The organism is Ralstonia pickettii, from assembly GCF_016466415.2.
Lineage (GTDB): Bacteria > Pseudomonadota > Gammaproteobacteria > Burkholderiales > Burkholderiaceae > Ralstonia > Ralstonia pickettii.
In genome coordinates, this window is record NZ_CP066772.2 from 875,486 (window position 1) to 895,614 (window position 20,129).

Below are 20,129 nucleotides of genomic sequence, written 5' to 3' on the forward strand. Positions count from 1 at the left end.
GCCGCCCGTTTTTCTGCGCCATTTTTCGCGCAATCGAACGACCTGACCATGTTTCATGCCAACTGCCCGGCGTGTGGCGCGCCGGTGGAACTGAAGTCTGCAGCTGCCGTCATGGCGGTGTGCAGCTTCTGCAAGAGCACGTTGCTGCGCGACGGCGAGACGCTTTCCGACATCGGCAAGATGTCTGCCGTGCTCGAGGACTACGCGCGCGTGCAGATCGGCACCACCGGGCGCTACAAGAACAAGGCGTTCACCGTGGTTGGCCGCATCCAGTTGCGCTATGACGCGGGCTTCTGGAACGAGTGGTACGTGCTGTTCGACGACGGCACCGACGGCTGGCTGGCCGAAGCATCCGGGCAGGTGACCATGACGTTCGCACGCGGCACGCCGGCCAATGCGGTCGCATTCGAGGCGCTGCGCCCGGGGCAACTGTACGACGCCGAGGGCACGCAATTCACGCTGTCCGACGTGCGCGAAGCCGATTGCACTGGCGGTCAGGGCGAATTGCCGTTTCGCGTTGGCGAGGGCTGGCATGCGCGCGTAGCCGACGGCCGCCGCGAAGGCGCTTTCATCACGCTGGACTACTCCGACGGTACAGCACCGACGCTTTACGTGGGTGAAGCGACCACGCTCGACGTGCTCAAGTGCCAGCTTCTGCGCACCGACGCCGAGATCAAGGAGACCGCAGGCCGCGTCCCGGGCAAGCTCACGAATCTCGACTGCCCGCAGTGCGGTACGTCGATCCCGTTCAGCCCCGGCGTGACGGGCCATGTACTGTGCCCCGGCTGCGGCGCGGCCATCGATGCGGCCACGCCGCGCGGCGACGTCATCGCGCGCGCACGCTCGGTCCCGCAGGTAGCCACCACGCTGGAGCTGGGCGACAAGGCGCTCATCGATGGCCTGCAATGGCAGGTGATCGGCGTGATGCGCCGCGCGGTGGTCGACGGCGGCGGCGAATGGTTTGAATATCTGCTGTACACCCCCAAGCGCGGTTTCAGCTGGATGGTGGAAACGGACGACGGTTGGTTCCGCGCGAACGTGCTCGACCGCTGGCCCACCCGGAGCGACAGCCGTACCGCGGTGCTCGACGGCAAGGTCTACGCTCGCGACGAGGATTACACCGCGCGCGTGACCTATGCCGCCGGCGCCTTCAATTGGCGTGTCCAATCGGGCGACCAGACGCGCGTTGTCGAATACACCGCGGGCCAGGACAGCCTGGCAGCGGAGAGCGATGCGCATGAGTTGACGTGGTCCAAGAGCACGCCGGTCAGCGCCGCGCAGATCAAGGCGTGGTTCGGCAAGGTGGTGGCTGAGCCGGCCAAGGCTTCGTCGTCGAATTACATGACGGTGGCGGTGGTCGCGTGCGTGCTGCTCGGCCTGCTGAACCTCGTACCGTTCTTCATGGCGCCGGGCTCGGTATTCGGTATCACGTTCTTTGCGGCGTTGCTGTTGCTGGTGCCTGCGTGGCTGGTGGCCAAGATCGGGGGTGGAGAATGAAGAACTGGTTCGTTCTCTACGCCGTGGCGGTGGTGATTGGTGCGACCTATATGGACTGGAAGGCCGGCTTTGCCGCGCCGCGTACGCCGTCTTACGGCAGCAGCACGGGCGGATCGTATTATTGGGGCGGCTCTTCCGGCGGTAGCGGTTATGGCGGCGGCTTCAGCGGGGGCCACAAGTGACGCGCACCGACGCAGCGCTGTCGGTGGAGGAGGCGCCAGGCGCCGTGGGCGAGCACCTTCTGCTCGATCTTTACGGCGTGGCGCCAGCGCTGCTGCGCGACGCGGCTGCACTGGAAAAGGCGCTACGCGATGCCGCAAGCGCGCTCGGCGCCACCATCCTGCATGCGCATCTGCATCGCTTTGATTCTGTGCGCGCAGGGTTGCCCGCGGGTGAGCAGGGCGGCGTCACAGGCGTGCTGCTGCTCGCTGAATCGCATCTTTCCATCCACACCTGGCCCGAGCACGGCTTTGCAGCCATCGATGCCTTCATGTGCGGTACCGGCACGACGCATGCCGCGCGCGCGGTGTTCGAGCAGGCGTTGGCGCCGCAGCGGGTGGATGTGCGCGTCGCCCGCCGCGGCGCGGAGCCTGCGTCAAACTGATCTACACCGGCTGGCCGTCGAATATCACGCGATTGCGCCCCAGCCGTTTGGCGGCCAGCAGAGCAGCATCGGCGCGCATGATGAGGTCGGTGGGCGTGCATGGGTTCTGCCCCTGCTCGCAGCTTGCCAGGCCCACGCTGATGGTGCAGCGGATGTCGGCCTCCGGGGTGGCGATCTCCAAGGACTCCACCGCGCTGCGCAGTCGTTCCGCAATGCCGGTGGCCTGCGTTGTGGTCGTGTCAGGCAGCAGCACCAGGAATTCCTCGCCGCCATAGCGGCCGACCGCATCGACGGGACGCGCATTCACGCGCAGCTTGCGTGCGATCTCAACCAGGACTGCATCGCCTGCGGGGTGGCCGTACGTATCGTTCACGCGCTTGAAGTGGTCAACGTCCACCACCAGCAATGAAAGCGGCTGCCCGTAGCGCATCGCGTGGCCGCATTCGCGCGTGAGCAGCTCCATCGCAGCGCGCCGGTTCCAGATGCCCAGCATCGGATCGGTCAGGCTTTCGTGACGCGCAACCTGCAGCTCGGTCAGGATGGAGCGCTGCGTTTCACTGAGTTCGCGCTCGCGAAATCCAGATTCGACCCAACTGGCCAGATCATCAAGCAACTCGCGCTCGGCCTGTTCAAACGGCCGTGGCTTCTGGTCGATCACGCAGAGCGTGCCGACGGGGTAGCCAGCCAGGTTCCTGACCGGGCGCCCCGCATAGAAGCGGATATGCGGCGCGCCGGTCACCAGCGGGTTGTCGGAAAAGCGCGGGTCGGCCTGGGTGTCGGGAATGACGAGCATCTGGTCTTCGGCCACTGCATGGCCGCAGAACGAGATGTCGCGTCCGGTCTCGCGCACGTCCAAACCGATGCAGGATTTGAACCATTGACGCTGGGCGTCGATGAGCGTCACGAGCACGATCGGGGCGTCGAACACGCGCTTGGTCGTGCGCGTGACGCGGTCGAACAACTCCTCGTCGGGTGTGGAGAGCAACAGCATGTCTTGCAGCGAGGCAAGACGTTCGGGTTCGTTCTTCGGAATGGGAGCGGGCTTCATGCGCAAAGGGCGCCGGGCGGGCCGGCGCGCTTGAAACGGGCGTTGGAAAAGGAAAAAAGAAAAAGGACAGGCCGCGCCCTGCAAGCCGCGGCCCGATGACAAATCATTTAGCGCCGACCATGTTCTCCGGCCGCACCCAGGCATCGAACTGCTCGGGCGTGACATAGCCCAGCGTCAGGGCGGCCTCGCGCAGGCTGGTGCCTTCCTTGTGCGCCTTCTTGGCGATCTGCGCCGATTTGTCGTAGCCGATATGCGGGTTGAGGGCCGTCACCAGCATCAGGGAGCGCTGCACCAGCTCGTCGATGCGGTCGCGGTTGGGTTCGATGCCCACGGCGCAGTGATCGTTGAAGCTGCGCATGCCGTCGGCCAGCAGGCGCACGCTGTGCAGGAAGTTGTACGCGATCATCGGACGGAATACATTCAGCTCGAAGTTGCCCGACGCGCCGCCCACGTTCACGGCGACGTCGTTGCCGAACACCTGCGCGCACAGCATCGTCACCGCTTCGCTCTGCGTGGGGTTCACCTTGCCGGGCATGATCGACGAGCCGGGCTCGTTCTCGGGGATGGAAATTTCGCCCAGCCCGCTGCGCGGGCCGCTGGCCAGCCAGCGGATGTCGTTGGCGATCTTGGTCAGGCTGGCCGCCAGCGTTTTCAGCGCGCCGTGCGCATGCACCAGCCCATCGGCCGATGCCATGGTCTCGAACTTGTTCGGCGAGGTGATGAAGGGCAAGCCGGTCAATTGCGCCAGCTCTTCGGCCACCTGTTCGGCGTAACCGGCCGGTGCGTTGAGGCCGGTGCCGACCGCCGTGCCACCCAGCGCGAGTTCGCACAGGTGCGGCAGGGCGGCGTTCAGATGCGTTTCGTTGTGCTGCAACTGGGCAACGTAGCCGGAGAACTCCTGGCCCAGCGTGAGCGGCGTGGCGTCCTGCAGATGCGTGCGGCCGATCTTGATGATGTCGTTGAAATCCGCAGCTTTCTTGGCGAGGGTCTCCCGCAGCGTTCGAAGCGAGGGCAGCAGGTGCCGAGTGATGGCCGTCACGGCCGCCACGTGCATCGCCGTGGGGAAGACATCGTTGGACGACTGGCTGCGGTTCACGTCATCGTTCGGATGCACGAGGCGTGCTTCTCCGCGTTTCCCGCCGAGCAGCTCGCTGGCGCGGTTGGCGAGCACCTCGTTCATGTTCATGTTGGTCTGCGTGCCCGAGCCCGTTTGCCAGACCACCAGCGGAAATTCATTCGGGTGCTTGCCGGCGATGACTTCATCGGCGGCGCCCACGATGGCGTTGGCCTTGTCTGCGGAGAGCAGCCCGAGACGATGGTTGACGACGGCGCTGGCACGTTTGATGCGGGCGAGCGCGTCGATCAGCTCGCGGGGCATGCGGTCGCCGGCAATGTCGAAGTTCTGCAGCGAGCGTTGCGTTTGTGCGCCCCACAGGTGGTCTGCAGGGACTTCAATGGGGCCAAAGGTGTCGCGTTCAGTACGGGTGGTCATGGCGGGAGCGAGGGCACGAGGTGACTCGGATTAGCGCTCCAGTATAGGCAGAGCGCAGTGCCCTTGTCGGTTGTAGGGGCGGTATGGCGGCACATTACACAATCCTGCGCGTTGGGTACACGGTTTGCGGGCACAGGCGAGGCACGCCACAATGACGGCTGCGTCGCATCCTGCCGCTTCTGCCCCGCCTCATGCCCACCACGCCCTCCGCCTCCGTCGACCCCTCCTTGAAACCGCTGCTCTGGCTGGTGGCGATGGGTCTGTTCATGCAGACCCTCGATTCAACGATCGTCAACACCGCGTTGCCGGCCATGGCACGCAGCCTGTCGGAAAGCCCGCTGAAGATGCAGTCGGTCATCATCGCCTACACGTTGACGACCGCCATGCTGATGCCTGCGTCCGGATGGCTGGCCGACCGCTTCGGCACGCGAAAGATGTTCTTCGCCGCCATCTTCCTGTTCACGATCGGTTCCTTGCTGTGCGCGGAATCGCGCAGCCTGACCATGCTGATTGCCTCACGCGTGGTGCAAGGGGTGGGCGGCGCGCTGCTGATGCCCGTGGGACGGTTGACGGTGCTGCGCGTGGTGCCGCGCGAGCAGTTCCTGCCGGCCATGAGTTTCGTCACCATCCCGGGGCTGATCGGCCCGCTGATCGGCCCGACGCTGGGGGGCTGGCTGGTGGAGGCCGTGTCGTGGCACTGGATCTTCCTGATCAACATTCCCGTGGGGGTGATCGGCGCGCTCGTCACGCTCAAGGTGATGCCCGATGTGCACGCGGAAGACGACAGCCGCTTCGACTGGTCGGGCTATCTGATGCTGGCCTTCGGCATGGCGGCGGTGTCGTTCTCGCTCGACGGGCTGTCCGAACTGGGCTTCCAGCACGCGACGGTGCTGGTGCTGCTGATTTTTGGTCTGGCGGCGCTCACGGCTTACTGGCTGCATGCGGGGCGCGTGGCCGGGCCGCTGTTTCCGCGCACGCTGTTTGGCATTCCGAGCTTTTCCATTGGTGTGCTCGGCAACCTGTTTGCACGCATCGGCAGCGGCGGGATGCCGTTCCTCATTCCGCTGCTGCTGCAGGTGAGCCTGGGGTACACGCCACTGCAGGCCGGCTTGATGATGGTGCCGGTGGCTGCCGCCGGCATGGCCGCCAAGCCTTTGGGCACGTGGGCCATCAAGCGCTACGGCTATCGCCGCATGCTGTCCGTCAACACGGTCATGGTCGGCCTGATGATGGCCAGCTTTGCCGTGATGACGCCCAACGTGCCGGTGTGGCTGCGCATCGTGCAACTGGCGATCTTCGGCACGTTCAACTCGATGCAGTTCACGGCCATGAACACGCTCACGCTCAAGGACCTGACGGGCCCCCTGGCCAGCGCGGGCAACAGCATGCTGTCGATGGTGATGATGCTGTCGATGAGCTTGGGCGTGGCCGCAGCCGGCGCCTTGCTGACGGGCTTTACCGACTTCACCGCCGGACCGGAAGGGCGCGACACGCTCGCGGCGTTCCACAAGACGTTTGTCTGCGTGGGCGTCATGACCTGCGCGGCCGCATGGATCTTCGCGCAGCTCTCGCGCTTCGAGTCAACGCACGTCGTCAAGCGGCCCGAGATGGAAGTGCATTGAACGCCCGCTTTGGCGACCAGGCTGACTACTTTTTCCAGTAGCCGCGCATCTTCTTGCTCAGGTCGACCTTGGCCGCGGCACGCGCTTCGGCTGCGGGGTCCGCGCCGGGCTCCGGTTCCGGCCACGCGCATGCCTCGAACAGCGGCAGCAGCGCAGGCGGAATGAAGCGCGTGCGCGACGCGTAGATGTGCCGATCGCCATTGGGTGTTTGCTGGGTGACGTAGAAACGCTGGGGCACCAGGATGTCGAGGTGCTCACGCGCACGGGTCATCGCCACGTAGAGCAGCCGGCGTTCTTCTTCCAGTTCTTCGTGCGAGCCGGCGCCCAGATCGGCCGGCATGCAGCCGTCCACGGCATTCAGCACATACACCGCCTTCCATTCCTGACCTTTCGATGAATGGATCGTCGAGAGGATCAGGTAGTCCTCGTCGCGGTAGGGGTCGCCCGATTCATCGCTGGTCAACTCGGGCGGGTCGAGCGTCATCTCGGTCAGGAAGCGCTCCCGGGTGGCGTACGTTGCGGCCATGCGGGCGAGCTGGTCGAGATCGCCCTGGCGCACGGCCGCGTCGTCGTGCAGGCGCTCCATGTGCGGCGAGTACCAAGCGCCTACGGCTTCGAGTTCGCCAGCCCATTCCAGGCTGTCTTTGGGTACGCGCAGGGTTTGCATGAGCGCCATCAGCGTAGACCAGTCGCCGGCCAGCCGCGCCGGTGGCTCGTAGGCGAGCAGCGCGGCAATCGGGTCCGCCGCTTCCGCCATGGCGTCGAGCACGCGTGCCGCCGTGGCGGGGCCTGCACCTGGCAGCAACTGGATCACGCGAAACCCGGCAATGCGGTTGCGCGGGTTCTCGGCCCAGCGCAGTACCGACAGCACATCCTTCACATGTGCCGCCTCCAGAAACTTGAGGCCGCCGTATTTCACGAACGGGATGTTGCGGCGCGTGAGTTCGATCTCCAGCGGCGCGCTGTGGCTCGCGGTGCGAAACAGCACCGCCTGCGATTTCAGCGTCAGCCCGCCTTCACGGTGATGCAGCACCTGCTCGGCCACGCAACGCGCCTGCTCGGCTTCGTCGCGAACTGAAATCAAGCGCGGCCGGTGCGTCGATGCGCGGTCCGTCCACAACGTCTTGGCAAAGCGCTCCGTAGCAAAACGCATCACGCCATTCGAGGCATCCAGAATCGGTTGCGTCGAACGGTAATTGCGCTCCAGCAACACTGTGTGCGCCGGCCGCGAGAAGTGGCGCGGAAAATCGAGGATGTTGCGTACCGTCGCCGCGCGAAATGCGTAGATCGATTGCGCGTCGTCGCCCACCACGGTCACACCGCGGCCGTCCGGGCGCAACGCACGCAGGATGGATGACTGCAACCGGTTGGTGTCCTGGTATTCGTCGACAAGGATGTGGTCGAAACGGGCGCCAATCTCCGCCGCCAGTTCGGTGTCGGACGACATCGCGTGCCAGTAGAGCAGGAGGTCATCGTAGTCGAGCACGTGCTGCGCCTGCTTGGCTTCGACATACGCATCGAACAGCGTGCGCAGTTGCGTCTCCCACATCGCGCACCACGGAAAATGGTGCTTCAGCACGGCGTTCAGCGGGCTCTCGGCGTTGATGGCGCGCGAGTAGATCGCAATGCAGGTCTGCTTGAGCGGGAAGCGGCGTTCCTTGGTCGACAGGTTCAGCTCATGGCGCACGACGTTGAGCAGATCGGCCGAGTCGCTGCGGTCATGGATGGTGAAATCGGGGGCGAGGCCCACGCGCTCGGCATATTCGCGCAGCAGGCGCGCGCCGATGCCGTGGAAGGTGCCGGCCCAGGGCAGCGTGGTCTTGTACGAAGTGCCGGCCGAATTGAGGGCGTTGTTCGATCGCTCGCCCTGCATGGCTCGCGCCAGCAGGTGGCCGGCACGGTTCGACAGTTCGCTCGCCGCCCGGCGGGAAAACGTCAGCAGCAGGATGCGTTGCGGATCGGCGCCGTTGGCCACCAGATGCGCCACGCGCCAGCCCAGGGTGTGCGTCTTGCCGGACCCCGCACCGGCCAACACGAGCAGCGGGCCGGTTTCCGCCGCGTCCGCTCCAGAGATACCGAACTCGACCGCCTGGCGCTGCTGGTCGTTCAGCTGGGCCAGGTAACCCGGCGTGGCCGGCGCATTGGCGGTGTCTGGGGTGGGGGAGGCGGCAAGCACGGCAGGGCGTCACAAAAAATAACTGTATGAATATACAGCACTGTGATGCCTGCCTGCGGAAAGTTAGAGCGGCGGACGGAAGGCCGGCGACGTTGGCCGATCAGATCCCGTCCCGCAGCTTTTTCGCGAAGTCCTGCGGGGATGCCCGCCGGTTGACCGCATCCACCAGATCCGCCAGGAACCAAGGCAGCACGAGTCGCGTGCCCGGATCGCTTAGGCCGACGCGGAGCCGGGCAGGAGACGCCGATTCGGTGGCTTTGGCCGGCTGGATCGGCTGCGGAGGCTGGCTGTGCGCGAGCATCCCTTGCAGATCCTGATCGGTGAAAGTGAACGTTGACGTGGTCAGAGCCGAGGCGGTCATCGCTGCGGTCATCAGCATCGTGGCCACGGCAAGTTGTTTGAGGGTGTTGGCAGGCATCGTGGCCTCCAGAACAGAACGGTTGGGTGAGTAGGTGACCGGCGCGCAGCGCGGTGGCCGCATCAATGATCCACCCTCCGATCATGGCGGCAGCTTAGGATTCCGTTTCGCTCAGGAAAACGCAAATATCGCGTGCAATCCGATCAATTGGCCTGCGGCTGCAGGGCGATCACGGCCATGCCCGTCAACGCAATGGCCGCGCCGCCGATGTCCCAGCGGGTGAGCGACACACCGTCGACCAGACGCAGCCACACGAGCGCTACGGCGATATACACCCCGCCGTATGCCGCATAAGTGCGGCCGGCCGCAGCCGGGTGCAATGTCAGTAACCACGCAAACAGCGCGAGCGAGGCGGCCGCCGGCAGCAACAGCCAGATCGGCTTACCTTGCCGGAGCACGAGCCACGGCAGATAGCAGCCGACGATTTCCGCCACGGCGGTGAAGGCAAACAGCACGGCAATACGAAGCAGTTCCAAAACGGGCCCCGGAGCAATCAAGACGTAGACGGCGCCGATTGTGGCATGTGGGGCCGTGCTGTCGCGATGGTTACCCGGTCTCAGGCGTGCGAGGCGCGTGCACCTGCAGCAGCGCATCGATCTCGGCTTGCGTGCCCGCGTATGCGCCGGCGCGCGTGGCGGTGAGGGCGGCCGCCGCAGCAGCCCGGCGCAAGTGCGCCTGCACGGGCGCCCCAGGCGAATGCAGCTGGCTCGCCAGCCAGGCGCCCATCGCGGCATCGCCGCAGCCGACGGTGTCCGCCACCGGCACGGCAAAGGCCGGTTGGGCGATACGCGCATCGTCTTGCCCGCCGTGCGCCGCTGCCAGCCATTCCATGCCGTCGGCCCCGAGCGTGAGCAGGATGTCGGCTTGCGGCGCGAGGGTGCGCAGCGTGGCGAACGGATCGGCATCACCGGGAAACAGTTGGCGCAGATCTTCATCCGAGACCTTGATGACCGGTACGATGGCGGCCATGCGCAGCAGCGGCGGCGCGTAGTGGGGGCGCCCATCGCCGCGCGGACTTGGCCGCGCATACCGAACTGGCAGCGGCTGTCGGATCGACGCCGCGGGAAAAGCGCTGACCGAACAGCAAAAACGCACGCGGCCTAACGCGGATCGGGTGGCGGCAACACCGGCGTGACCTTGTACCCGCGGGCCGCCAGCAGCGCGGGAATTCCCTTGGGTCCGATCATGTGGAGCGCGCCCACAGCGCCAAACACGCGCTGGCCGCTGTTGTGCACGCGTGCAATGTTCTCGGCCATGGCGCGGTTGCGGTTCGTCACCAGCCGTTGGAAGGCGCGTTTGTCCGATGCCGTCTTCAGGCAATCGCACCACTGCGGGTAGTGCTCGAGCGTGCTGATGTCGCTGTCGGCCCAGGCATTGGCGAGCGTGAGCGTCTGCGTGCGCGCCTCGCCCGATTCAATCGCGTCGAGCACGGTATCGAATTGCTGCGCGACCTCGTTCTTCGGCACGATCTCGTTGAGCACGCGCACCTGCTGCGCCAGCGTTTCGAGCGGCACAATCGGCAGGTGCACGCTCTTGGCGTAGGTGGTGAGAAACAGGTCGATGCCGAAATCCGGATAGAGCCCGTCTGTGCGTACCCCCAGCACCGCCAGCGAGGCCAGTTGCATGGTCGGCTGGAACTTGCGGATCTGCGTGAGGGCCGTGTCGGGCAGGCAAGCCGCGGAGAGCAGTTTGTTGAAGCGCTCGCCGCGACGGCCGGTCAGGAGCCGGCGGTCTTCTGCGCTGTTTTGCGCGGTTAGCGGTGTGCGGTCGGTGTCTTTGTCGAGCAGGTCGAGTTCGAGCGCGATGCTGTCAACCTGCTGAAGCGCGCTGCGCACGGTGGGGCCGGGCAGCATCCAGTCGGCCCGCGCAACGTGGATCGTGCCGTAGAGCCACGAGGTGTGACCGTTCTTTTCGATGCGCCAGAGCAGGCCGTGGTCGGTCGCGCGTTGCGCGGCGGCGGCCCAACCGTCTTTGGGGATGAAGCTTGAGGCGGGTGGCGGACAGTTCGGGGTCGGTGCCGGTGCCTGTACGGGTGTGGTGTCTTGCGCGGCAGCCGTGCCGACGCCCGTCAATAGGAAAAACGCGGCCGCGAGCGCGCGCCACGTGGTGCGATTGCGTGCCATTTGGCTGCTCCCCGAATATTGTTGTGGTCGTCTGTGCAGTTTAGCGGGCGCAAGCCATTGCGTGCCGCACGATGATCACCCCTGACGCGCTACTCGCTCAGCTTCGGCGGCACGGCATGCGCACCGCGCGTCTCGCGAAACCACAGCGCCAGGCTTTCGTCTTCCAGCGCATAGGCGCCGCGCGACTCCTTCCAGATCAGGTTCTTGTCGCGCAGCGCGTCCAGCGCGGCCTGCACCGTGGCGGTGGAAAACTCGCTGTGGCCGAGCTTGGCCGCATATGCCTTCATCGAGTCTTCCGAAAACGGCGAATAGCCTTGTCCGCGCTCGATCAGCACCGCCAGCACGGCACGCTGGATTTCCGTCAGTGCGCTGTAATCGCTTTCGATCTCGCCCCAGATGCGGTCGCGAAAACCCTGCGCGCCGCGCTTGAGCAACTCGCCCAGGCTGGCCGCCTCGCCCAGCTCCAGGGCGATCTCGCTGACGATGCCCTTGAGCATCTCCGGCCGGTGCCCGACGAGCTGGAAGGCGGCAAACATGTCGTCTTCCTTGAACTGGTTGTTGGGCGCCAGGTGCTGGTTGACCCACGCCGTGTACGCCGACACATACGGCCGCCCCAGCAGCGGGAAGTTGGTCACCCGCGAGCCGAAAAACGGCTGCGTGCGATTGAGCAGCAGGTTGGCGAGCTTGTCACGGTTCGACCCCGTAAAGACGAGGAAGAGGCGCGGTTCGACCACGCCCTGGTTCATCTGGTCGCGCGCGGCCTTGAGCGCGAACATGGCGTTGGTGCCGGCCTCAGTGGACAGCGCGTGTTGCGCCTCGTCGATGATCAGCACGACGGGCCGCTGCACCGCCTTGTAGAGCACATCGAGCGCGTCGGCCAGGGTGATGCCCGGCGGTAGCCCGATCTTGCCGAGGTTGAACGTGAACGTACGCAACACGTCGACCTTCTCCATGCCGGCCTGCTTGGCCAGCTTGGCGATCGGCCCGTCAAACTGGGCCAGTTTGGATTTGATGGCGTCGGCGATCAGCAGGCCGGGATCGCGTGCGCGGTCGGCCCATAAGTCCACGTAGATGGCGATCCACTTGCGGCGTTCGACCTCCGGCACCAGGTCTTCGCGCAGGAACGTGCTTTTGCCGGTGCGCCGGGGCGCCGCCAGGAACAGGCCTGAGCGCGCATCGGCCAGGCCCTTGCCTTCCAGGCTGTCGCACAACGTGTTGGCGAGGTCCTGGCGGTGGAAGCTGAAGCGTCCGGTATCGGTGTCGGAATCCATGGGAAGCCCTGTTTTAGACCTGATTATGGAAATCGCTATAAATTATAGTCGATCCAATAATTAAGGCTAATTCCGCCCGAATTGCCAGCCGGATTGCAGTCGGCTCCGCCGATTTGCAATTGCGCGGCACTGTGCCGCAGGCAATTCGGGGAACTGTGTGCAGCGCTATACTCCACACATTCTGACGTTGCCTATCCATGCTCCATCGCCGCTGGCTCTTCCTCGTCTGGCTTGCGATCGTACTGAACGTACTGTCGCCGGTGCTCGCCTCCGCACGCGCGGCGGCCACGGGCACGCTCGACGTCGAGCTGTGCAGCGCAACGGCCCCGCATGGCAGCACCGTGCAGGTTGCCATCGATCTGCAAGGCGATGGCTCCGCCGACGGGTCGGCCGCCCACCACAGCGTGGCGCACTGTCTGTATTGCCCGGGGTTTGCTGCCGGGCTGGCGCTGGCCTCGTTGCCGGCGTTGGATGTTCCTTCCGCCCATTTCATCTATCGCGTGCGGCAGCCGGCCACCCCGGCGCCCGTGTACGCGCGCAGTGCGTTGCGCGTGGCCGAGTCGCGCGCGCCTCCTGTGTCTCCGTCGTTGTCGATCTGACGCGCCTGCGGACGTAACGCCGTGGCGCCTTTGCGTTCGGCCCCGCTTGGGCCGACGCCATCGCAATCCGGAGACCTTTCCGATGTCATTCCACAAGCGCACCGGGGCCGCTGCCCCTAAGCGCACGCTGGTGTGCCGTGCTGCGCTCGCCCTGAGCGCAGCGGCACCGCTGTCTGCTTTTTCGGCCGAGGATGCGGCATCCGTGCCCGCGCCCGTCACGCAGGAACTCGCGCCCACGGTGGTGCGCGCCACTGCCAACCCCGCGCCGTTCGCCCGCAATACACCGGCGGTCGTGCAAAGCGTCACGGCCGATCAGTTGGCTGACCGCAACGTCGTCACCGCCGAAGACGCGGTCAAATATCAGCCCAATGTGATGGTGCGCCGCCGCTTCATTGGCGACCGCAATTCCATCTTCGCCGGCCGCGATTTCAACGAGATTCAAAGTGCCCGCGGCCTGCTGTATGCCGACGGCATCCTGCTCTCGAACCTGCTTGGCTCGAGCTACAGCTTCCCGCCGCGCTGGTCGATGGTCGGGCCGGATGACTTGGCGCGCGTCGATATCTTGTATGGGCCGTTCTCTGCGCTCCTGCCGGGCAACTCGATGGGCACGACCATTGCGATGACGTTACGCCGCCCCGAAAAATTCGAGGCTGCCGCGCAGACGCAGGTGATGAGCCAGCATTACAACGATGCCTATGGCTTTTCGCGCAACGTCACCGGAAACCACGAAAGCGCATCGCTGGGCGACCGCATCGGCAAGTTCTGGTATGCGCTGTCAGTCGACCGGCTGGAGAACGACAGCCAACCGATGCAATACGCCACGCCCAACTCCCGGTTCACCGCGGGCGGCACGCCGGTGCCGGTCACGGGCGCGCGGCAGGATCTCGGCCCCAACGGCCAGCCGCGCGTGATTCTCGGGCCCCAGATGCTCGAGCGCACCCAGCAGCTGCAAGAGACGCTGCGATTCGGCTATGTGTTCAACGACAGCCTGGAGGCCTCACTCACGCTGGGCCATTGGGAAAACCATTTCAACGATCAGGCGCTCAGCTTCCTTCGCGATGCCGCCGGCAACACCGTCACGGGCGGCAATGTGCTGATCAACGGCACGCCGTACACGATCGCCCCGAACACCTTCGCCCCGCAAAACGGCGACCAGGAAAACTGGCTCTACGGCCTGGGCGTGAAGGGCAAGATCGGCGGCTGGAAGATCGACACCAACGCTTCCGCTTACAACGTTTCGCGCGACATCCTGCGCGCGTCGAACACGGCGGCCGGCAATGGGCCCGGCACGGTGTTCTATGGCGACGGCACCGGCTGGTCCAACTTCGACGTCAAGGCGACCTCTCCCACGGTGTCCGGCCATACCTTCACGACCGGTTACCACTACGACCAATACCACCTGCGCAACCAGACCTTCAACGCGACGAACTGGTCGACGGAAACGCTATCCACGCTCAAATCCAGCTACCAGGGCGACACGCAAACTCAGGCGGTTTTCCTGCAGGACGCGTGGGCGTTTGCGCCGCGCTGGCTGGCCACACTGGGCCTGCGCTACGAAAGCTGGCGCGCCTACAACGGCCAGCTCGGCAACGGCACGAGCGCGTTGGGCTACGCCAGCCGTACCGAAGACGCGTTTTCGCCCAAGGCGGCCATTCAATGGCAGGCCACGCAAGACACGCTGCTGCGCTTGTCGTATGGCCGCGCCGTGCGCTTTCCGACGGTGGCGGAGCTGTTCCAGGGCACGATCAGCGGCAACACGATCGTCAATAACGATCCGAACCTCAAACCTGAGCGCGCCAATGATTTCGACTTCACCGTCGAGCAGGCCGTGCCCTACGGCGTGCTGCGTACCAGCCTGTTCCAGAGCGACGTGCGCGACAGCATCTACACGCAGACCAACATCACCGTCACGCCCAACGTGACGAACGTGCAGAACGTCGATCGCGTGCGCACGCGCGGCATCGAGTTGGCGTATTCGGGGCAGGACGTTCTGCGGGATGCGGGTGTGCGCGGCGTGGACGTCGAAGCCAACGTCGCTTTCACGCAATCGAAGACGCTGGCCGACGCCGCCAACCCGACCTACGTCGACAAGACCTGGCCGCGCATGCCGCGGGTGCGCGCCAATCTCTTTGCGAGCTGGCATGCCACCCCCGACTGGACGGTGGGCGCGGGCGTGCGCTATTCGGGGCGGCAATTCGGCACGCTCGACAACACCGATGTGCTGCCGAATGTCTACGGTGGCACCAGCAGCTTCTTCACCGTGGACCTCAAGGCCAGCTACCGTATCGACAAGCACATCACGCTGGCGCTGGGCGTCGACAACCTGACCGACAGGCAGTATTTCGTGTATCACCCGTACCCGTCGCGCACCTTCTATGGGCAACTGAAATGGCGTCTGTAATGCAGTCGATTCCTCGATTCCTGGCCGGTGCGCTGCTGGTTTTTGCGGCAACGCTGGCGCTTGCGCACGAAGGTCACGACCACGGTGGCATGGCAGGCAAGGGCGCCGCCAAACCGCAGCTTGCTACGACGGCGGCGTTCGACAAGGCGGGGCGCCTGTGGGTGACGTGGGCCGAAGGGCAGCACGTGGTGGTCGCTTCGTCCGACGATCTCGGCAAAACGCTGTCCGCGCCGCGGCGCGTAAACCCGCAACCCGAGCCGATCTATACCGACGGCGAGAACCGTCCGAAGGTTATCGCCAGCCCGGACGGTGCGCTGTATGTGAGCTGGTCGCGCCCGCTCGATGCGCCATACACGGGCTTCGTGCGTTTCTCGCGCTCGCTCGACGGCGGCAGGACATGGAGCGCGCCAGTCACGGTCCATCACGATCGCCAACCCATCACGCACCGCTTCGATTCGATTGCGGTCGACAGCGCAGGCCACATCTTCGTCACGTGGATCGACAAGCGCGACCTGCTGCGGGCGCAGGCCGCCAAGCAGCCGTACGACGGCGCAGCGGTGTACTACACCGTTTCGACCGACCGCGGCGCAACCTTCGCTCCCGAGCGCAAGGTCATCGACCAGACCTGCGAATGCTGCCGCATTGCGCTGGCGCCCGATGCCGACGGGCACATGCTCGCGCTGTGGCGCAACGTGTTTGCCGGGCAGATCCGAGATCACGCATTGGCGACATTACCGATCGATAACACGCCGCTTGCCGTCACGCGCGCGACGTTCTCGGAGTGGCGCGTCGATGCGTGTCCGCACCATGGCCCCGCGTTGGCCGTCACGGCAGATGGCGTGCGGCACATGGCGTGGTTCTCCGTGCAACAGGACAAGCCCGGTCTGTTCTACAGCCGGCTGTCGGCCGACGGCAAACCGATCGGCGAGCCTTGGGGCTTTGCCGGTTCGCCACAAGCCGGAGCGCAGGCCTCGCACCCCGCATTGGTCGCCGCGTATGGCGCGCTGTGGCTGGTCTGGAAACAGTTTGCCGACGACCGCATGCAGATCCTGCTGCGCAAATCCATCGACGGCGGCGCGCACTGGTCGGCGCCGGCCAACGTGGCAAACACCAATGGCGGCAGCGATCACCCGCAATTGCTCGCGCGCGACGGCCATGTCTACCTGTCTTGGCGTACCCAGGCGGAGGGTTACCGCCTGATCGATATCAGCAATGTCGTTCCGTCCAATTCATCATTGGAGGCATCGAAATGAAAATTCGATGGAGAGCGGTGGCGATGGCCGCGGCGCTATCCGCCGCCGCTTTGACGGCGCAGGCCGCGGGTGCGCTGCAGTTCCGGCCGCTGCATGCCCGCGATGTGCCGGCGCTGCTGCAGACGCCCCATGCGCGTCCGCTCATCGTCGAAATCTGGTCATTGGATTGCAGCTACTGCCGCGAGAACATCGCGCGTATCGCGCAATGGCGGCGTACCGCCAAGAAGAACGTGGATGTGGTGATGGTGTCGATGGATGGTCCGGACCAGGCCGAGATGCTGAACCGGGCGCTGGCGCCGCTGGCCCGCGACGGGAAGATCGACGTTGCACGCATGCCGCAGTACGCCAACGCCGAAGACATGCCGGAGCGCCTGCGCGCCGCGCTCGACCCCGGCTGGCAGGGCGAGATGCCGCGCACGATCATCCTCCGCCCGGACGGCAAGCGTCACGCATCGAGCGGGTTGCTGACGCCGCAAATACTGGAAACAGCGCTCAGGGATTAATCAGAAAATGACGCAGACCCCCCTCGTTGTTGGGGTATGGCGGGGGGCGTGCACTTTTTATAATGGCTCCGCTTTGTGAATTCCGGCGCATTGCTCATTCACAAAGCACACCCGACCATCTTTCGTCGTCAAAGGCTGAAGATGTTAAGCCCGCTCGCCCCCCGGCCCGCGGGCTTTTTCTTTGCCCGGTCGAAAAGTGAATCTGTATTTCCCGGGACAGTGCGGTAGCGGGGCGGATGATAACGTGCCCTTAGCGCGCTGTCGCCTGCGAAGAAGAGGGGTATGGCGTGGATGGGCGTTCCGCGTCCTTGGATGCGGCCCCAAGGCCCACGGCCACGGCGGCCAGCAAGACGGCAAGACCGCGCGCGATATAGAACACCGTTTGCGCCCCCGCTATTTCCGATTCGGCAGATGGGGTCTCGGCAATGTGGGCGTGCCAGGCACTGCGCCAGGCGCGGTGTGGGCGCGGATCGCGATGGGCTCGCGGCGCGGGTGCGCAGTGTGTCGAATGAGGCTGCATGTGTGACATGGCGGTTCTCTTCACGTTCAAACGTGCAACCAGGCGCGCCAGAACAGCAGCGCTGTCATCGAAAAGCCGAATGTGGAAATCAGCGCCCGCACAACCGGCACCGGCAAACGCTTGCCCACATGCGCCCCCATATAGCCACCCAGCGCGGCGGCCACCAGCATGACCAGCGTCTGCGGCCACCACACCATTCTTGCCAGCGCAAAACACGCCACCGCCACCAGGTTGGTCGCCCCCACCAGCAAGGTGCGTGAGGCGTTCAGTGCTTTGATGTCGTCGTGGCCGAGCAGGGCCCAGACGGCCATCATCATGATCCCGACCGCGCCGCCAAAGTAGCCGCCATAAATGGCCAGCGCACCTTGCGCGATCAGCAGTGTTGTCCGCCCGATCTGCACGCGCCGACGCAGCCACGCGCCGGCCTGTTTGCCAAAGGTGAATGCCAGCGAGCCGATCAGCAGCAGCCACGGCACGATGAAATCGAACGCGCGAGACGATGTGTTCATCAACAGCAGCGCGCCGAGCAGACCGCCCACCAGGCTGATCCCGACCATCGCCTGCATCGAGACGTGTCCGAACCCGCGATAGTCCGCGCGATACGCCCACGCCGATGTGGCCGCGCCGGGCAGCAGTGCCACCGTGCTCGACGCATTGGCAAACACCGACGGCACACCCGCGAACATGAGCGCGGGCAGGGTGACAAACGAGCCACCGCCAGCGCATTCATCATGCCGGCGATCAGGCCCGCGCCAAAAAGCAACGGCGTGGCGGATTCCATTGGGGGCGAATTTGGGAATGTTCTGTCGGAAGAAGCCTCAGTCTCGAGCAGTGGCGACCCCGCGGCAATCTGCGATACATTGAGCGAGCCTCAGTGTGAGGCTGAGGCAGACTCCAATTTTGAGAGGTATCGTGCGCTTCGACCTGACCGACCTCCGACTCTTCCTCCATACCGCCGAAGCCGGCAGCATCACGGCGGGCGCCGAACGCGCGCACCTCACATTGGCATCGGCCAGCGCGCGCATCCGCGGGATGGAAGACACGCTTGGCGTGCCCCTTCTCACGCGCAACCGGCGCGGCGTGGAAACGACCGCTGCGGGCCGCACGCTCGTCCACCACGCCCGCGTCGTCCTGCAACAGATGGACCGCATGCGCGGTGAGCTGGGCGAATACGCGCGTGGCCTAAAGGGCTACGTGCGGCTGCTTTCCAACACGGCGGCGATGACCGAGTTCCTGCCGGAAACGCTCAGCGCTTTTCTGGCCGTACACCCTGAAGTCGATATCGACCTGGAAGAGCTGGTCAGCCACGAGATTGTCGAAGCGATTGCGCAGGGGCGCGCCGACATCGGCATCGTCAACGACGCGGTCGATCTTTCGGGGCTGGAAACCTTTCCGTTCCGCCACGACCGCATCGTGCTGGTGACCGCGCGCGACCATCCGCTGGCCGAGCGCCGCGAGCTGGCCTTCGTTGAAACCTTGCAGGAAGATTTTGTCGGCCTGACAGGCGACAACGCATTGCAGGCATATCTGGCGGGGCACGCCGCACGCGCCGGCCACCGGCTCAAATATCGCGTGCGCCTGCGCAGTTTCGACGCGGTGTGCCGCATGGTGGAACGCAACGTGGGCGTGGGCGTCATTCCAGAGCATGCGGCGATCCGTCTGCAACGCTCCATGGGCATCCGCCGTGTGCGCCTGACCGACGCCTGGGCGACGCGCCTGCTGCGCATCTGCGTGCGCCATTTCGATGACCTGCCTGTCTTTGCGCGCCAGTTGATCGAGCATTTGCGCGAGGCATGAGCAGGGAGCGCGTCCGTCATTTGATGGATAGATGCTGTTTGAACTCGCGTCGGTGAAAACGCGTCGGTACACTGCAAGCAGTTGCGGGCCGCACAGCGCCACAAACGTGCGGCGCCGCACCAACCCTCCGCTCATGGAGCACATCATGGCGTCTGCCGGTGTTCCCCCTGGTGTTCCGCCGATCGGCCTGTTGCACGCGGCGCGCGCGCTGCGCATCTACCGGCGCCACGAAATCAATGCGCTGGCGTGGATCGCGCTCGGCGTGTGCCTGCGCAGCCCGGCGCTGATAGCGGCTATCAGCGTTGCGTTGCTCATCGTGTGCGCGTGGTCGCTTACGCGGCACATCCAATATATGAAGCCCCTGTATGAATTGCCGGTGTTCAGCCGCCTGCTGGCACACAGCGGCATGGCGTTCGCGGCCATCAATGCAGCGCTGCTGGCGGTGGAGCTGGCCACGGGGGCCGGGCGCGGCGCATGGTTTGATGCCGACGGCTGGCTTGCGCCGGCGTGGCCGCAGATTCTTCCGGACATGGCCGGCACCATTGAGCTGATGCTGGTGGGCGCCCAGTGGATTGTCGTGCTGGGTGTGGTGGTTGCCGCAACCGCCTGGGCGTGGCTGAGCCTGGGCGGCGGCCGATCGCTGCGTTTTCCGCCGCGCTCGCAATGAGCGTATGGCTCGGGACAATCCGGGCTGGTCTGGCGGAGGAATTCCTCCTATAAGTGGCGATGTCGGTTGCAGGTGCGTTTCCGTAGCGCCCGGACGAGGCGCGTGCTGTTGGAGCGTGCGTAACACCACGCTCCGAAC

General features: G+C 65.3%; 18 protein-coding genes and 1 pseudogene. 10 read left to right on the forward strand and 9 right to left on the reverse strand.

Features of this window, described 5'->3' with window-relative positions:
* Window positions 1–48 precede the first annotated feature (48 nt).
* Genes RP6297_RS20230 through speD form a run of 3 tightly spaced genes read left to right on the forward strand, consistent with a single transcriptional unit; the run spans window position 49 to window position 2,101 of the window.
* On the forward strand, window positions 49–1,497 hold the full coding sequence (locus RP6297_RS20230) for a DUF4178 domain-containing protein (RefSeq protein ID WP_009240532.1): 1,449 nt from the start codon (window positions 49–51) through the stop codon (window positions 1,495–1,497).
* Window positions 1,494–1,679: a hypothetical protein gene (locus RP6297_RS20235; protein WP_009240533.1), complete on the forward strand. Its 186-nt coding sequence runs from the start codon at window positions 1,494–1,496 to the stop codon at window positions 1,677–1,679. Before RP6297_RS20230 ends, RP6297_RS20235 begins: the two co-directional genes overlap by 4 nt.
* Window positions 1,676–2,101 carry an adenosylmethionine decarboxylase gene (speD, locus tag RP6297_RS20240; protein ID WP_009240534.1) on the forward strand — a complete coding sequence of 142 codons (426 nt, stop codon included), beginning with the start codon at window positions 1,676–1,678 and terminating at the stop codon, window positions 2,099–2,101. The genes RP6297_RS20235 and speD overlap by 4 nt, the downstream gene beginning before the upstream one ends.
* A gap of 1 nt (window position 2,102) precedes the next feature.
* On the opposite strand, the gene RP6297_RS20245 is transcribed toward speD, so the two are convergent.
* Together RP6297_RS20245 and fumC are read right to left on the reverse strand one after the other, a co-directional pair.
* The gene (locus RP6297_RS20245; protein ID WP_009240535.1) at window positions 2,103–3,149 is read right to left on the reverse strand and encodes a sensor domain-containing diguanylate cyclase; all 1,047 of its coding nucleotides are present in this window, start codon (window positions 3,147–3,149) and stop codon (window positions 2,103–2,105) included.
* 103 nt (window positions 3,150–3,252) lie between these two features.
* On the reverse strand, window positions 3,253–4,641 hold the full coding sequence (gene fumC, locus RP6297_RS20250) for a class II fumarate hydratase (RefSeq protein ID WP_009240536.1): 1,389 nt from the start codon (window positions 4,639–4,641) through the stop codon (window positions 3,253–3,255).
* 191 nt (window positions 4,642–4,832) lie between these two features.
* On the opposite strand from fumC, the gene mdtD reads away from it, so the two are divergent.
* Window positions 4,833–6,263 carry a multidrug transporter subunit MdtD gene (gene mdtD, locus RP6297_RS20255; RefSeq protein WP_009240537.1) on the forward strand — a complete coding sequence of 477 codons (1,431 nt, stop codon included), beginning with the start codon at window positions 4,833–4,835 and terminating at the stop codon, window positions 6,261–6,263.
* A 25-nt stretch (window positions 6,264–6,288) separates the two neighbouring features.
* On the opposite strand, the gene RP6297_RS20260 is transcribed toward mdtD, so the two are convergent.
* The 6 genes from RP6297_RS20260 to RP6297_RS20285 form a co-directional block, all read right to left on the reverse strand.
* A complete protein-coding gene (locus tag RP6297_RS20260) occupies window positions 6,289–8,439 on the reverse strand; it encodes an ATP-dependent helicase (protein WP_009240538.1) in 2,151 nt (716 codons plus the stop codon).
* A gap of 100 nt (window positions 8,440–8,539) precedes the next feature.
* Window positions 8,540–8,857, reverse strand: coding sequence for a hypothetical protein (locus RP6297_RS20265; protein WP_009240539.1), 318 nt, complete (start codon window positions 8,855–8,857; stop codon window positions 8,540–8,542).
* Between the two features lie 143 nt (window positions 8,858–9,000).
* A complete protein-coding gene (locus tag RP6297_RS20270; protein WP_037028572.1) occupies window positions 9,001–9,333 on the reverse strand; it encodes a YnfA family protein in 333 nt (110 codons plus the stop codon).
* A gap of 70 nt (window positions 9,334–9,403) precedes the next feature.
* Complete coding sequence (locus RP6297_RS20275; protein WP_009240541.1) at window positions 9,404–9,826, reverse strand: PfkB family carbohydrate kinase; 423 nt, start codon at window positions 9,824–9,826, stop codon at window positions 9,404–9,406.
* A 131-nt stretch (window positions 9,827–9,957) separates the two neighbouring features.
* Entirely contained in the window at window positions 9,958–10,980 is a 1,023-nt protein-coding gene (locus tag RP6297_RS20280; RefSeq protein ID WP_009240542.1) for a TraB/GumN family protein, read from the reverse strand.
* Between the two features lie 89 nt (window positions 10,981–11,069).
* Complete coding sequence (locus RP6297_RS20285) at window positions 11,070–12,251, reverse strand: ATP-binding protein (RefSeq protein WP_009240543.1); 1,182 nt, start codon at window positions 12,249–12,251, stop codon at window positions 11,070–11,072.
* Between the two features lie 197 nt (window positions 12,252–12,448).
* Here RP6297_RS20285 and RP6297_RS20290 point away from each other — a divergent pair, with 197 nt between their 5' ends.
* From RP6297_RS20290 to RP6297_RS20305, 4 genes are all read left to right on the forward strand, one after another.
* Window positions 12,449–12,850 (forward strand): DUF2946 domain-containing protein, encoded by a 402-nt coding sequence (locus RP6297_RS20290; RefSeq protein ID WP_009240544.1) that lies wholly within the window; start codon window positions 12,449–12,451, stop codon window positions 12,848–12,850.
* An 82-nt stretch (window positions 12,851–12,932) separates the two neighbouring features.
* A complete protein-coding gene (locus RP6297_RS20295; RefSeq protein WP_009240545.1) occupies window positions 12,933–15,251 on the forward strand; it encodes a TonB-dependent receptor in 2,319 nt (772 codons plus the stop codon).
* Entirely contained in the window at window positions 15,251–16,504 is a 1,254-nt protein-coding gene (locus RP6297_RS20300; RefSeq protein WP_009240546.1) for a sialidase family protein, read from the forward strand. The genes RP6297_RS20295 and RP6297_RS20300 overlap by 1 nt, the downstream gene beginning before the upstream one ends.
* Entirely contained in the window at window positions 16,501–17,007 is a 507-nt protein-coding gene (locus tag RP6297_RS20305) for a redoxin domain-containing protein (RefSeq protein ID WP_009240547.1), read from the forward strand. Before RP6297_RS20300 ends, RP6297_RS20305 begins: the two co-directional genes overlap by 4 nt.
* Before the next feature lie 546 nt (window positions 17,008–17,553).
* Here the strand turns inward: RP6297_RS20305 and RP6297_RS20310 are convergent.
* Window positions 17,554–18,308: pseudogene (locus RP6297_RS20310) on the reverse strand (sulfite exporter TauE/SafE family protein).
* Between the two features lie 131 nt (window positions 18,309–18,439).
* On the opposite strand from RP6297_RS20310, the gene RP6297_RS20315 reads away from it, so the two are divergent.
* The gene (locus RP6297_RS20315; protein ID WP_009240549.1) at window positions 18,440–19,324 is read left to right on the forward strand and encodes a LysR substrate-binding domain-containing protein; all 885 of its coding nucleotides are present in this window, start codon (window positions 18,440–18,442) and stop codon (window positions 19,322–19,324) included.
* A gap of 145 nt (window positions 19,325–19,469) precedes the next feature.
* Window positions 19,470–19,991, forward strand: coding sequence for a hypothetical protein (locus tag RP6297_RS20320; RefSeq protein ID WP_009240550.1), 522 nt, complete (start codon window positions 19,470–19,472; stop codon window positions 19,989–19,991).
* The last annotated feature ends 138 nt before the right edge of the window (window positions 19,992–20,129 follow it).